The sequence below is a fragment of the Aquabacterium fontiphilum genome, from assembly GCF_009909205.1.
Classification (GTDB): Bacteria; Pseudomonadota; Gammaproteobacteria; order Burkholderiales; family Burkholderiaceae_C; genus Aquabacterium; species Aquabacterium fontiphilum.
In genome coordinates, this window is sequence record NZ_JAAAPN010000003.1 from 18355 (window position 1) to 31948 (window position 13594).

The window sequence follows — 13594 nt, forward strand, 5'->3', positions numbered from 1 at the left end:
CTGCCGTCGGACAGGCAGCCAGACAGGCCGACGGCATGTGGCACTTTGGTGCCTCGCGGTGATGAGCAGGCTGCCGGCGGACAGACGGCCAAAGCGAGCCGAAGCAGTAAGGCTGGCAGCGTGGCGCTTCGTCGGGTTGATGCGCGTTTTTAAGGCATCCGAAGCGCGGGGATATGGATATCCAAAGGACTTCCAGAGCCATTGTTTTCGGGGAGCCTAACTACCAAGGTAAGCGGCGCCGGAGCCCCGCAGGGGCGTAGGGCACCGACACGGGCCATGAAAATGGCGAAGCCATGGCCTGTGTTGGCGTCCGCTTGACCTGACAGTTAGGCTGAGGCGCGAAGGAGAGGGGGTGGAGCCCACGGCAACCCGGCCGTGGTTCGATGGACAACCCAGTTGCACAGACGCTCCCTTTGATGTTTCCAGAGAGTCTGCCAGATGGCTCGGCCCGGTGGAAGCGCGCCAATGGCGTTTGGCTGAACGACCGATGGCGAGTGGCACTTTGGCGCCCCTGGATGTTGCGCTGACTGCCGAAGGACAGGCAGCCCTCAAGGCCGATGGCGTGTGGCACGTTGGTGCCGCGCGGTGGTGAGCAGGCTGCCGGCGGACAGACGGCCAAAGCGAGCCGAAGCAGTAAGGCTGGCAGCGTGGCGCCTCGTCGGTTTGGTGCGCGTTTTTAGGGCTTCCGACGCGCGGTGATACCGATATCCAAAGGACTTCCAGAGCCTTGGTTTTTGGGGAGCCTAACGCCCAAGGTAAGCGGCGCCGGAGCCCGATAGGGCGGAGGGCACCAACACTGGCCATGAAAATGGCGAAGCCATGGCCAGTGTTGGCGTCCGCTTGACCGCCGAGTTAGGCTGGTGGCAAATGATTGACATTTCGCGCTGCTTATTCGTCAAGGTTGCCCTCCTCTCCGGAGTCAAAACCGAGGTTTGCGAAAATTTCCTCGGAGATGCGCCTATTTTCTTCTATGGGCATTGATAACCATTCAGTCATCTCGTTTAGGCCTTGCCAATGCCGCATCATGAATTCCGCCACTGGCTTTGTTTCGTACTCCAGCCTTTTTCTCTCGGTAAGAGTAGAGCGGCCGTTGGGCCACCAAACTTTCGTTTGGCACAATGCAAATGTTTTGAGGGTGTGTGAGGATGGATCGGTTCGCGCGAAGAAAAATAGTTCCGGCAAGGCGCGCGCTAATATTGGTATATATCGCCTTACTTCTTCTATCTCGAATAGCTCCCGGACATCTTTGTCGTAGCCATGGAAAGAGATTTCCACCTTGCCTTGACTACTATAGGCAAGCTCTTTGGTCGTCCGTAGGCGATCAAAGAACGACCGAGCTGATTGCGTGTCCTGGATTACTATCTGTGGTCTATCAATGACAAATACGATAAATGCTGATTCTTGCAATACATTGTTGGTTGCCCAGTATTCCTCAAGCTCCGACAAGCTATCTTTAACTGGTGGAAGGATTGCATTGATAAGGGGCTTCGACGCCTCGAGCTTGTTTTCGAATGGGATTGTTGCCTTCCAGCCTGATTCTGTTTTTTGGCATTGATTTGGCTCAAATCTAGCCCAATAGCACTCACCAGAGCTTGGGTGGCATATAACTATTAATACAGGTACAGGGTAATTCGAGAGGTAGTTGAAGTGCTTCAATTCGCCTCTATAAATATAGCCCCAAGGATTTTTCTCTTGAAAGAATGACTTGCCGAATTTTATCTGCACAGCCAGCATTTGCCCTGTGACTGTTCCATCATCAAGGACAACATCGACCAGCCCGTCAATGCCAAAATCGTGCTCTTGGTGGTTTCTTTTGAAAATCCATCCAAAAACTTCGTTGAATACCCTGGAGACAACATTGACACCGTTCTCTCCTTTTTTTGCGCTATTTGAGTAGCTGGGGAATCCTGTGCTCATAAAGCCTAACTACCAAGGTAAGCGGCGCCGGAGCACCGAAGGTGCGTAGGGCACCAACACTGGCCATGAAGATGGCGAAGCCATGGCCAGTGTTGGCGTCCGCTTGACCGCACAGTTAGGCGGCACATCGTAGCGCGAAGAGGTCTAGGTGGCATTGCGAAGCAGTTCCTTGGAAAAAACTTCAGTAATGACGCCATTGCCGACTACCTTCGAGCCTTCCTGCACTGTGAATCGAAAGCCGACGTGTAAACGCCCTTGTTGATACTGTGGGGCTAGCAGCCAAATGTTGGCCAGACTCGTTTGGCCTGGGTAAAGGGTGTCTGTGCCAATGTACTCATGAGCTGCATCGTTCAATGTGCCTGCCAACCCGAAATCGTGGTTTGGGCGGTAGCCGGATACCGCGGGCCCTTGCCGACCGCCTTGCTCAGTGGAGAGGAGCGAGATCTTGGCTTGCAGATCAGGTGGACGAATGGTGATAGCCATGACGCCTAACTACCAAGGTAACCGGCGCCGGAGCCCGCCAGGGCGCAGGGCACAACCAAGGGCCATGAGAATGCCGAAGGCATGGCCCTTGGTTGCGTCCGAGTTGACCTGACAGTTAGGCTGGGGCGCGGAGCGGAAATTTTGCATGTCGCCAATCATTATGATTTTAAAGTCGTTATCTACAAATAAGGCGCCATACTTTTGAAACCAAAATTCTTGCACTGAAATTGTGGGTTGCATGATTTTAAAAGATCCTGCGTTTCGGGCGCGCTGCAATGATTCCTGATTGTGCGGTAGTTGGGTAAAAGAATATCAGCGCTGTATCGATCATGTCAGTGATGCGTGAGTTAAGTTCAATTGATTTGGAATCCATCCGCAGGCGCAGTTCTTTTGGGGCGTACCAGGTCAAGCGCCGCCCTTGCCCCTCTATTCTTCTGAGACGCATCACTTGAATTGATTCAGTTTTAACTATCGAACCTTCCCGCCAGAACATTCTGCAGGCCGAATTTATGACATCCGAGATGCTGGTTCCATGCTCAAGCGCAATAATTTCCAGCGCGTGGTGAGTGGGCTCAGGGCACAGCCAATTGGTGGGGGTTAGGTTGTTGCGGGATAGGTGTTCGTAAAGGCGTTCAGTTGATGGTTTTAGGTTTCTGAAATTTGCATATACAACATTGGTTGTCATTTGTGGCTCCGTTGGTGTGAATATATATATTTAATCACCAATCGGGGTCGTTTGCAAGTCTGTGTTAATCTGGGTTAACGGGGGGTATTGAATTTGTATTCGTGATGCAAATCACATGAGGCCTAACGCCATAGTTAACGGGCGGCGATGCGAAGCAGCGACGTCCCTGTTGAACAACCAGTTAGGCTGGGGATATGTGCGAATACGTTCATTTATTCAGCCGCCATTAACTGCTGTAAGAAGCTGATCGAATCCATTGAGATTGCCTGGTGATAGCGACGCGGATCTTGGATTTCTTAAGTTAAGGAGATGGTCGTACGTTGCGAGCTCTGGAATGGCGCCGAACCAAAGACTTTGACCTCGCATGCAAACAATGAGCGCCTCACGTTGCATAGCCTGCTTGACTAGCTGAAAGGAATACTCTTGCGATGGAAGTCGAAGATGGCCATGGCCAAAAGACTTCGAGTGATAAGGTGAAAACTCAACACTCAGTAGTCGACTGGGAAGCGATTCAACCTGCTCCAAGGCCCTGCAGGCCTTTTTCCACCAGACGTACCCCGGGCCTTTGGATTCATCAACCAGGTGGAAGTGCTCAACGCTGGCGCCTTGTGTGATTGAGCTTCGAAGCGCCTGAGCGAAAGCTGCATTTTTGTGCAGCTTGTCCTCCTGTGTGCCAACGCCAGGATTCAGCAAGAGAACAACGACAGGCGCGCCCGGGTTGCCGTGAAATGGCTCTGGCAAGAGGCTCGTATGAATGCGAAAGCTTTTTGCCTTTGTACTTTTGTTGTACTGATCGACGAATGGGCGGTCACACGGAAGTACGAAGGGTGCCTCCGTTGGGAGCGCAATCCATGGATTTTGATGCGAACTCATGAATAGCCTAACTACCAAGGTAACCGGCGCCGGAGCCCGCCAGGGCGGAGGGTACAACCAAGGGCCATGAAAATGCCGAAGGCATGGCCCTTGGTTGCGTCCGAGTTGACCTGACAGTTAGGCTGGGGCGCGGAGTGGAAGGTTTGAGCATTGCGTTGCCCTTATTGGCGTTGCGCGTCGCTACGACCTGAAAGCGGGTGGCTGATGAGTTTGTCACCATAAGTGCCTACGACTTGCGCAATGACTACTTGATAGCCCTTCAGCCAGCGAGCCTGTTGCTGTTTGGCTTTGATGTGATCGGGGTGCTTCATGAGCGCTTGTAATGCGTCTATGGATTCCCAGTAGTACACATTGGAGATGAGGCCCGTCTGGGGGTTCTCCCATGATTCTTCACCGATGTAGCCGGGAATGGACTGGGCGGTGCGAGCAATGGCTTGATCGAGTTCGTGGAACTCTGCGTCGTACTCGCCTTTGGCGAAAGTGAAGGTGGATGTGTACATGCCTGATTTATGGCCGAGCCAGAACCGCAGCGATTGTTTTGTGAGAGCCTAACTGGATATAGACGTCACAAATGACGGTTTCGACCGCCAAACGTGACGCATAACCTGTGAGGTAGGGGCCGGAGTGACGGATAACCTCGGCGTGTTTCTGGCGCCCAAGTGCCTGTCACGCCTCATGAAAGCGTCGGTTCTTTGCATGGTCCTCCCAGGTTATCCGGCGTGGTGTTCTGATGGATGAACCATAGCCTACAAGTCGGCCTCCCGGAGTGCAATCCTGGTGCGGTTGCGGCCCCCTCTTGAGGGGGATGCATGGGCTGTTTATTTGTACAGTATTGTTGCGCCATGGTTGCGACGAATCTTCACCACACCGCGTCCACGGCGTCGCCCTCCGGCCGATTGCTCGATCAGGTCCGTGAGCGGATCCGTTACCTGCACTACAGCCGGCGCACCGAAGAGGCCTACCTCTACTGGATCAAGGCGTTCATCCGGTTTCACGGCCTGCGCCATCCGCTTGAGATGGGTGCCAACGAGGTCGAGGCCTTCTTGCGCCATCTGGTTAATCAGCGCAGCATCGCAGGCAACACCCACAAGCAAGCGTTGGCCGCGCTGCCGCCGCAACACCGCCTGCTTGGGCAGTTGCTCTATGGTACGGGCATGCGCCTCATGGAAGGTTTGCGCCTGCGCGTGAAGGACATCGACTTTGAACATCGCGCCATCGTTGTGCGCGAGGGCAAGGGCGCGAAGGACCGCACCGTGATGTTGCCGGATTCGCTGGTGCTCCCCTTACGAGCGCATCTGCAGCAGATCCAGTTGTGGTGGCAAGCTGATCGTGACGCCGGCAGGGGGCCCGTCTACCTGCCGCATGCGCTCGATCGCAAGAACCCGCGCGCCGGCCACAGCTGGGCATGGTTCTGGGTATTCGCGCAGCCCGAGCTGTCTGTCGACCCCCGAACCGGTGATGAGCGGCGACATCACGCGCAGGATCAGGCATTTCAGCGGGCTTTCAAGAAAGCGTTGGGCGTGGCGCAGATAGCGAAAGCGGCCACACCGCACTCGCTTCGCCATTCTTTCGCGACGCACCTGCTGCAGGCCCGGTACGACATCCGTACCGTGCAAGAGCTGCTGGGTCACAGCGATGTCAGCACCACGATGATCTACACGCATGTGCTCAAAGTCGGCGGCGGTGGGGTGGCCAGCCCGCTGGACGCCATGGTGCAACGCGACAGCCATTGGGGCGTGTCACTTCACGGGGCGGGCGGCCGGCCCGGCACGCCACAGCAGGCACAATAGGCGCGGCTTGTCATTCAGATCCCCATGTCTCAGCAAACGCTTGAATTTGCCCGGCCGCCCAGCGATGGCGGCGAATCCCTGACACTCGCCCACTACGCCGAGCGGGCCTACCTGGAATACGCCCTGAGCGTTGTGAAGGGCCGTGCGCTGCCCGACGTGTGCGATGGCCAGAAACCCGTGCAGCGTCGCATCCTGTACGCCATGGAGCGGATGGGGCTGGCCTTCGCTGGTGCCGGTGGTGCCAAGCCCGTCAAGAGCGCCCGGGTGGTTGGCGACGTGCTGGGCCGTTTCCATCCCCATGGTGATTCGGCGGCGTACGAGGCGCTGGTGCGCATGGCGCAGGATTTCTCGCTGCGCTACCCGCTGATCGATGGGCAGGGCAACTTTGGTTCGCGCGACGGTGATGGCGCGGCGGCCATGCGCTACACCGAGGCGCGCCTGTCGCCGATTGCTCGCCTGCTGCTCGACGAGATCGACATGGGCACGGTCGACTTCGTGCCCAACTACGATGGCTCGACTGACGAACCGCGTCAGCTGCCCGCACGCCTGCCGTTCGTGCTGCTCAACGGCGCGAGTGGCATCGCCGTCGGCCTCGCGACGGAAATCCCGAGCCACAACCTGCGCGAGGTAGCCGCCGCAGCGGTGGCGCTGATCAAGAACGATCAACTGCCCGACAGCGAGCTGGCCGAACTCATCCCTGGGCCCGACTTTCCAGGTGGCGGGCAGATCATCTCTGCGCCGCAGGACATCCAGGAAGCTTACCGAACCGGACGCGGCAGCCTCAAGGTGCGCGCGCGCTGGAAGATCGAAGACCTGGCGCGCGGGCAGTGGCAGTTGGTGGTCACCGAGCTGCCCCACGGCACCAGCGCGCAGAAGGTGCTCGAAGAGATCGAGGAGTTGACCAACCCCAAGGTCAAGGCCGGCAAGAAGGCCCTGACGGCCGAGCAGACCCAGCTCAAGGCCACTGTCCTGTCGGTGCTGGATTCGGTGCGGGATGAGTCCAGCAAGGATGCGGCGGTGCGCCTGGTGTTCGAGCCCAAGAGCCGTACGGTGGATCAGCAGGAGCTGATCACCACCTTGCTGGCCCATACCAGCCTGGAATCATCTGCACCCATCAACCTGACCATGGTGGGCGCCGACGGGCGACCCATGCAGAAGAGCCTGCGTCAGATCCTGAGCGAGTGGATCGGCTTCCGCATGGAAACCGTCACGCGGCGCACGCAGCATCGCCTGAGCAAGGTGCTGGACCGCATCCATGTGCTGGAAGGCCGGCAGCTGGTGTTGCTCAACATCGACGAGGTGATCCACATCATCCGCAACAGCGACGAGCCAAAGGCCGCGCTGATCGAGCGGTTCCAGCTCAGTGACCGGCAGGCGGAAGACATCCTCGAGATTCGGCTGCGGCAGTTGGCGCGGCTGGAAGCCATCAAGATCGAGCAGGAGCTCTCCGATTTGCGGACCGAGCAATCGCGCCTGGAAGACATTCTCGGCAGTCCGGCCGCGCTCAAGCGCACCGTTGTCAAAGAGATCGAGGCCGACGCAAAGCAGTACGGCGATGAGCGTCGCACACTGATCCAGGCCGAGAAGCGCGCCGTGGCCGAGGTCAAGGTGCTCGATGAGCCGGTCACGGTGGTGATCAGTCAGAAGGGGTGGGTGCGCGCTCGCACCGGTCATGGCCACGACGCCGCGAGCTTTGCCTTCAAGGCGGGCGATGGTTTGTACGGCACGTTTGAATGCCGCACGATCGATCCGCTCATCGTGCTGGGCAGCAACGGCCGCGTCTACAGCGTGGCGGTGAGCGCGCTGCCAGGTGCGCGGGGCGACGGTCAGCCCATCACGACCATGATCGACCTGGAGTCCGGTACGCAACCCATGCACTACCTGGCCGGTAACCCGGAGCAGACTGTGCTGTTGGCGAACTCGGGCGGCTTCGGCTTGCTGGCCAAGCTGGGTGACCTGATGACGCGGCAGAAGGGGGGCAAATCCTTCCTGTCGCTCGACGAGGGCGACACCCTGCTGCCGCCCGTGCGGGTGGCGCCCACGCACACGCAGGTGGCCTGTGTGAGTCAGGATGGCCGCATGCTGGTGTTCGGCCTGGACGAGCTCAAGCTGCAACCCAATGGGGGGCGGGGTCTGACCTTGATGGATGTCGACCCGAAGAAGACGCCGCTGATCGCTGCAGCCACGGTGCACCAGGGGGTGCGTGTCATCGGCACCACCCGCGGCGCCAAGCCCAAGGAAGAGGATGTGCGCAACTCGGCCTTCCAGGCCCACGTGGGTAAGCGGGCGCGCAAGGGCAAGGCAGTGGATGCATTCCAGAAGGTGTCACGCATCCAGGCACTGGGCTGAAGTCACCACCACTGTTGGATGACCCACGTGTACAGTGGAATGCCGACAAGGATGTTGAACACGAAGGTGACGCCCAGCGACATCCCCAGGTACAGCGCCGGCTGGGCCTCTGGGATGGCTTGACGCAGCACGGCCGGCACGACGATGTAGGACGAGCTGGCTGCCAGGACGGCCAGCAGCGTGGTGTCGCCCTGGGGCAGGCCAAACGACCAGCCCAGGCCCACGGCCAGTGCAGCGTGGGCCAGCGGGCCCAGGACTGCATACAGCAGCAGGTAAGGCGGAACCTGGCGCAGGGTGGGCAACTGGCGTGCGACCAGCAAGCCCATGTCGAGCAGGAAGATGGCCAGCATGCCCTTGAAGAGCGCCCCCGAGAACGGTTCCATCATGGCCTTGCCTTGGTCGCCGGTCAGTGCACCAATGGCCAGGCTACCCAGCAGCAGCAGGTGCGAGCCATCGGTGAAGGCTTCGTGCACCACATGCCCGAAGGTCGGGGCGTTCTCTGGCACGGCTGCTCGGGTGTGCTGGCGCCTGCGTGCCCAGGCTGCCAGGCCCATGGCCATCAGGATGGCGGGGGATTCCATCAGCACCAGCGCAACCGACATGTGACCACCGAACTCGATGTCTTGCAGGCTCAGGTACTGTGTGGCGGCAATGAAGGTGGTGGCGCTGACCGAGCCGTAGGTGGCCGCGATGGCGGCCGCATTGAACGGGCTCAGGCTGCGACGCAGCAGCGCATAGCCGATGATGGGCACGACCAGCGAGAGGATGGCAGCGGCCAGCAGGGCCAGCAGCACGCTGGCACCCAGGCCGCTTTTGGCGAGTGCAAATCCGCCCTTCAGGCCGATGGACATCAGCAGGTACAACGACAGGAAGCGCGCAATCGCCTGCGGGATCTCCATGTTCGACCGCACCACGCCGGCAAAGATGCCGAACAGGAAGAACAGGATGGCGGGGTCGAGCAGGTTCTGTAAGCCGGGCATGGGACAAGCGGATCGGACAAAGCCGCTATGTTATGCCCCTCCGGCCTGTCCGAGCTTGGCCCGCATCGCCTTGCGCAGCGCGACCGCGTCGGCTTGCCGCTGGATGTCGGTGGTGTCGAGGCGGAACACCTGGACGGTTTCAGCCACCTGTCTGGCATGGCCGGCAAGGTTCATGGACGCTGCAGCGATCTGCTCCACCACGGCGGCATTCTGTTGGGTGATGCCGTCCATGTGGGCGACGGCGTCATTGACCTGTGAGATGCCCGACAGCTGCTCGTGAGCGCCGGTGCTGATGCTGCCCACGAGGGTGCCCACCTGTTCAACGGCCTGCAAGGCCTGGTGCATGGTGCTGCGGGCGGCCTGACTCAGCGCGCTGCCTTCTCGTACTTTCTCGGATGAGTCGGTGATGAGCTGCTTGACTTCCTTGGCTGCTGTGGCCGTGCGTTGCGCGAGCGCACGGACTTCTGACGCCACAACGGCAAAACCACGCCCTTGCTCGCCTGCACGCGCGGCCTCGACCGCCGCATTGAGGGCGAGGATGTTGGTCTGGAAAGCAATGCTGTCGATGACCTGGATGATGTCGCCTATACGGCGTGAGGCTTCTTCAATGCCTTGCATGGTTTGGGTGACGTCCTCGACAGCGGCGCTGCTGCGTCGGGTGACGTCCAGCGTGTCGTCGGCCAGGTTTGCGGCTTGCTGGGCCGTGTCCGCGCTGTGACGCACGGTGCCGGTGATCTGCTCCATGGATGCGGCCGTTTGCTGCAGGCTGCCCGCCTGCGACTCGGTGCGGGCAGACAGATCCTGGTTTCCGGCGGAGATCTCCTGCGTGGCGTGCAACAGCTCGTCCACGCCGGTGCGCGCGTCACGCACGATGGAGCGCAGGTTGACGCTCAGCTGGTTGAGGCTGCGCATGAGCTGGCCCACCAAATCGTCGCGGTCGATGTCGATGCGCTGGGTCAGATCGCCCGCCGCCATGCGGTTGGCAATGCCCACCAGGCGGTGCATCGGTCCCATGGTGAGTTGTCTGACCAGTCCAGCGGCACCGATGACGGTCAGCATCAGCAGGGGCAAGGTCATGTACGGAGGGAGGCCGTCCCAGTCAGGGTGGGCACTGGCCCAGCCCAGCATGAAGGCCAGCAGGGCTACCAGACTGCAGATCAGCATCAGCCGGCCGGCCAACCCGAGTCTGGCGCGTTCGCGCAGGCGGCCCACCAGCGTCTGCTCCACCACCCGTCCACCGCGCAGCACATGTCGCAGCGCGCCGGCGGCTTTCTCTGCCCGCATGACGGCGTACAGCGCCTCGGCCTCGGCCACCGCCTCGCGAGAGGGCTCGGTCCGCACGGACATGTACCCCTGGGGCTGGTCACCCTGCAACAAGGGTGTCACATTGGCCTGCACCCAGTAAAAACTGCCATCCTTGCGCCGGTTCTTGACCATCGCCGACCAGGGTTTGCCGCGTGCAATGGTGACCCACATGTCGCGGAATGCCTCTTCCGGCATGTCGGGGTGGCGGATGAGGTTGTGGGGTTGTCCGAGCAACTCCTCGCGCGTAAAGCCGCTGACGCGAATGAATGCGGGGTTGCAGTAGGTGATGCGGCCTTGCAAGTCCGTGGTGGACACCAGTGTTTCACCGGGGGGAAACGGGTATTCGTGCGGGGTGACGGGCAGGTTGTGTCTCATGACGGTCAAGCACTGAGGCTTCAATGACAGGCGGCAAGGGCGCTGATGCTGAAGGGGGTGGCACCGGTTGGCCAGATTGTGATATCGGCTGTTTTCCGTTGACGTTGATGTCCATCAAGTTGCACATGGCGCTCCAGCATGATCTGCGTCAAGAAAGGAAAAACTGCACAGCGCAGGCAGGCACGCGGCGTGCTGGCTCGCCGTGAAGCCTGACGCGCTGTCGTCAAGGCGACTTCAGCGCGGACGCCGTCATGCGTCCGGATTTGATAGCATGGCCGCATGCTGTTGCAGATCGGTGCCCTTGCCGCATGATGACCTTCATGAGAACCGCAGAACAAGAAGCCGTGCTGCGCTCGGTGCGCAAGCTGGTGGATTTCTGGCAGATCGAAGCCGACGAACTGGTGCTTGACCAGGCCGACCGATTTTGTGCGCCGCCGGCGGCGGTGGAGGCTGTGCCCAAGTACCGGCACCCACGTACGGGCGACACCTGGGACGGAGAAGGGTCGCAGCCCCAGTGGCTGCGCCACGCCCTGACCAAGGAGGGCTACACGGTCGAAGAACTGCGCGCTGGTGCCATGGCACCGGGGGCGCAGCAACTGGCCTCCCCGACAGGAATCGAACCTGTATCTGCCCCTTAGGAGGGGGCCGTTCTATCCATTGAACTACAGAGAGCGGGCCAGCGCACCGGAGGGTGCAGCGACGCGCATTATGCCTTGAGCATGCCCTTGGTTTCGATGAAGGCGATGACGTCGGCGAGGCCCGCCTGGGTCTTGAGGTTGGTCATCACGAACGGACGCGTGGGCCGCATGCGCTTGGTGTCGGACTCCATGATCTCGAGGTTGGCGCCCACATGGGGCGCCAGATCGGTCTTGTTGATCACGAACAGGTCGCTCTTGGTGATGCCTGGGCCGCCCTTGCGCGGGATCTTCTCGCCTGCGGCCACGTCGATCACGTAGATCGTCAGGTCAGACAGTTCGGGGCTGAAGGTGGCGGCCAGGTTGTCGCCGCCCGACTCGATGAAGACGATGTCAGCGTTGGGGTATTTGGCCAGCATCCGGTCGACGGCCTCGAGGTTGATCGAGGCGTCTTCGCGGATCGCAGTGTGCGGGCAGCCGCCGGTTTCCACGCCCATGATGCGGTCCGGATCCAGCGCGCCGGCCACGGTCAGCAGGCGTTGGTCTTCCTTGGTGTAGATGTCATTGGTGATCACCACGAGGTCGTATTGCTCGCGCATGGTCTTGCACAGCATCTCGAGCAGGGTGGTCTTGCCGGAGCCGACCGGCCCCCCCACGCCCACGCGCAGCGGGGGCAGCTTCTTGGTTCGGCCAGGAATGTGATGCAGGTCGCTCATGATCGGAAGAGGCGGGAATACTGGGTTTCGTGCTGGGCGCTGAGGATGGCCAGCATCGGGGCGAAAGCCTGTCGTTCGCCATCGGCCAAGGACAGGGCATGGTCGATGGCGGGCGGAATGGCGTCGACGAGCGCCTGCAGGATGCGCTGGCCGGCGCTTTGGCCCAGGGGTACGGCCTTGATCGCCGTCTGGGTCATGTTCTCGGCCCAGCCGAAAGCAAAGCTCAGCAGCGCTTCGCGCAGGGCCGCTTGTGACAGGGCCTGATCGCCACCGGTGGCGGCGGCAGCCATGGCCGGCAGGCATTGGGCGACGGCCAGCGCGAAGGCCACAGGCCAACTGGGTGCGGGCGCCAGCCCAGCGCAGGCGGCGAGCCGGGTATCGGTATCCGGCACGTGCGCGCCCCCCACGCGGTTGCGCAGCCATTCCACCAGGGACCGGCCCATTTGCTCGGTTTGCAGGCGCAGCTCACTGGTTTCACGCGTCTGCAGCACCCAGTCGTTGAGCGCCTGCACGCGGGCCAGGTCGCCAGCCTGCCACGCGGGCGCAGCCTGGGCCACCACGGCCAGGTCGCTGCGGGCCAGCGTCAGTTGCAGCTGATCGAGCAGCCACTGGCGCGCCTGTGCTTCGTTGCCCACGCGGCCGGAGTCGACCGCCGACTCAAAGCCTTCGGAGTAGCTGAAGCCGCCCACCGGCAGGGCGGGCGAGGCCAGCCACATCAGCTGGAGCCGTGCGGCGGCGCCCAGGCTCGGCGGATGGGACGCGGATGAGGTCATGCTTGTGGGGGCGGCACGGCGTCAATGATCGTGGCCGCAGCCTGGGCCGTGGACATGGGGCGCGGCCTTCACGGCGATGCCGATGGGTTTGCCACGAGCAGGCGCGGATGCGGGCTCCGCCTCGTGGTGCCCATGGCTGCACCCCGGGCCATGGACGTGTCCCGGCGCACCGTGCGGCGGGTTGGCGTGCGCGTGGCCGTGGTGGTCATGTCCATGGTCGTGCCCATGACCATGGCTGCCGTGCGCATGTCCGCCACTGGCATAGGCCCCGCCTTCCGGCTCGAAGCCCAGCGCGGCCTCACGCACCGTCAGGTGCATGGACCGCAGCATGTCGGCCAGCACGTGGTCCGGTTCGATCTTGAGGTGGTCGGGCTGCAACTCGATTTGCACGTGGCGGTTGCCAAGGTGGTAGGCCGCGCGCACCAGATCAAAGGGCGAGCCGTGCTCGGCGCAGGGCGTGATCACCAGCACCGGCTGCGGGGCCGCCACCACGCGGATCATCGAGCCGTCTTCGGCGACCAGCACGTCACCACCACGCACCACGGTGCCGCGCGGCAGAAAGACGCCGAGCACGCGGCCCTGGCTGTCGGTGGCGTCAAAACGGCTTTTCTGGCGCACGTCCCAGTCGAGCTCGACGGTGGCGGCGCGCTTGAGCAGCACGGGGGCCAGACCCTGGCCTTGCGGAAGAAGTTTGTTGACGGTCAGCATGCCCG

13 protein-coding genes and 1 tRNA gene are annotated in these 13594 nt (G+C 61.2%); 3 read left to right on the plus strand and 11 right to left on the minus strand.

What is annotated here, in order from left to right:
* Positions 1–888: 888 nt before the first annotated feature.
* The 5 genes from GTZ97_RS03860 to GTZ97_RS03880 all read right to left on the minus strand — a co-directional run bounded on the left by GTZ97_RS03860 (position 889) and on the right by GTZ97_RS03880 (position 4458).
* Positions 889–1917, minus strand: a complete 1029-nt coding sequence (locus GTZ97_RS03860; protein ID WP_161649216.1) for a DUF4365 domain-containing protein — start codon at positions 1915–1917, stop codon at positions 889–891.
* A gap of 144 nt (positions 1918–2061) precedes the next feature.
* A complete protein-coding gene (locus GTZ97_RS03865; protein WP_161649217.1) occupies positions 2062–2400 on the minus strand; it encodes an elongation factor Tu in 339 nt (112 codons plus the stop codon).
* A 244-nt stretch (positions 2401–2644) separates the two neighbouring features.
* The gene (locus GTZ97_RS03870; protein ID WP_161649218.1) at positions 2645–3085 is read right to left on the minus strand and encodes a hypothetical protein; all 441 of its coding nucleotides are present in this window, start codon (positions 3083–3085) and stop codon (positions 2645–2647) included.
* Between the two features lie 216 nt (positions 3086–3301).
* The gene (locus tag GTZ97_RS03875) at positions 3302–3958 is read right to left on the minus strand and encodes a hypothetical protein (RefSeq protein WP_161649219.1); all 657 of its coding nucleotides are present in this window, start codon (positions 3956–3958) and stop codon (positions 3302–3304) included.
* Between the two features lie 161 nt (positions 3959–4119).
* The gene (locus GTZ97_RS03880) at positions 4120–4458 is read right to left on the minus strand and encodes an antibiotic biosynthesis monooxygenase family protein (RefSeq protein WP_161649220.1); all 339 of its coding nucleotides are present in this window, start codon (positions 4456–4458) and stop codon (positions 4120–4122) included.
* A gap of 342 nt (positions 4459–4800) precedes the next feature.
* Here GTZ97_RS03880 and GTZ97_RS03885 point away from each other — a divergent pair, with 342 nt between their 5' ends.
* Positions 4801–5748: an integron integrase gene (locus GTZ97_RS03885; protein ID WP_161649221.1), complete on the plus strand. Its 948-nt coding sequence runs from the start codon at positions 4801–4803 to the stop codon at positions 5746–5748.
* Between the two features lie 24 nt (positions 5749–5772).
* Positions 5773–8097: a DNA topoisomerase IV subunit A gene (gene parC / locus GTZ97_RS03890; RefSeq protein ID WP_161649222.1), complete on the plus strand. Its 2325-nt coding sequence runs from the start codon at positions 5773–5775 to the stop codon at positions 8095–8097.
* Between the two features lie 2 nt (positions 8098–8099).
* Here the strand turns inward: parC and GTZ97_RS03895 are convergent, their stop codons facing one another.
* On the minus strand, positions 8100–9077 hold the full coding sequence (locus tag GTZ97_RS03895) for a sodium-dependent bicarbonate transport family permease (protein WP_161649223.1): 978 nt from the start codon (positions 9075–9077) through the stop codon (positions 8100–8102).
* Positions 9078–9107: 30 nt separating this feature from the next.
* Positions 9108–10757: a methyl-accepting chemotaxis protein gene (locus GTZ97_RS03900; protein WP_161649224.1), complete on the minus strand. Its 1650-nt coding sequence runs from the start codon at positions 10755–10757 to the stop codon at positions 9108–9110.
* Between the two features lie 320 nt (positions 10758–11077).
* On the opposite strand from GTZ97_RS03900, the gene GTZ97_RS03905 reads away from it, so the two are divergent.
* Positions 11078–11395 carry an H-NS histone family protein gene (locus GTZ97_RS03905; RefSeq protein WP_236651025.1) on the plus strand — a complete coding sequence of 106 codons (318 nt, stop codon included), beginning with the start codon at positions 11078–11080 and terminating at the stop codon, positions 11393–11395.
* On the opposite strand, the gene GTZ97_RS03910 is transcribed toward GTZ97_RS03905, so the two are convergent.
* From GTZ97_RS03910 to ureE, 4 genes are all read right to left on the minus strand, one after another.
* Positions 11355–11429: transfer RNA gene (locus tag GTZ97_RS03910), tRNA-Arg, on the minus strand. The genes GTZ97_RS03905 and GTZ97_RS03910 overlap by 41 nt on opposite strands.
* Positions 11430–11463: 34 nt before the next feature.
* Positions 11464–12108, minus strand: coding sequence for an urease accessory protein UreG (gene ureG / locus GTZ97_RS03915; protein ID WP_161649225.1), 645 nt, complete (start codon positions 12106–12108; stop codon positions 11464–11466).
* A complete protein-coding gene (locus GTZ97_RS03920; RefSeq protein WP_161649226.1) occupies positions 12105–12881 on the minus strand; it encodes an urease accessory protein UreF in 777 nt (258 codons plus the stop codon). The genes ureG and GTZ97_RS03920 overlap by 4 nt, the downstream gene beginning before the upstream one ends.
* A gap of 21 nt (positions 12882–12902) precedes the next feature.
* Positions 12903–13589 (minus strand): urease accessory protein UreE, encoded by a 687-nt coding sequence (gene ureE / locus GTZ97_RS03925; protein ID WP_161649227.1) that lies wholly within the window; start codon positions 13587–13589, stop codon positions 12903–12905.
* Positions 13590–13594: the final 5 nt, after the last annotated feature.